The sequence below is a fragment of the Pseudomonas sp. SIMBA_068 genome (genome assembly GCF_046534705.1).
GTDB classification, from domain to species: domain Bacteria; phylum Pseudomonadota; class Gammaproteobacteria; order Pseudomonadales; family Pseudomonadaceae; genus Aquipseudomonas; species Aquipseudomonas putida.
In genome coordinates this window covers 1-261 of record NZ_JAWRYI010000831.1, presented here as the reverse complement: position 1 = coordinate 261, position 261 = coordinate 1, and the positions used below count along the sequence as shown (strand labels likewise).

Annotated in this window: 1 pseudogene; it reads left to right on the top strand. The window is 61.7% G+C overall.

Annotated elements, in window-relative coordinates:
* A pseudogene (locus SB756_RS31655) lies at positions 1-261 on the top strand (peptidase M3); the annotation flags it as partial.

The window sequence follows — 261 nt, the reverse complement described above, 5'->3', positions numbered from 1 at the left end:
ACATTGGCAAGCAGTTGGATGCCCAGAAACGCGCCACCTTGCGTTGGCATCTGGACAAGTTCGCCTCCAGCGGGGCGTTGCTCGATGCCGCTGGCAAGGCGCGCCTGGCAGACCTTCAGGCGCAGATCGCTGTTGCCTGCAACGCATTTCGCAGCAACATCAACCGGCCAGGGCTGAGTATTGCCGATGAGTCCGAATTGAGCGGCATCCCACAGCGGATACGCGACACATTGGCTGCACGGGCGCAGGAAAGCGGTGAGC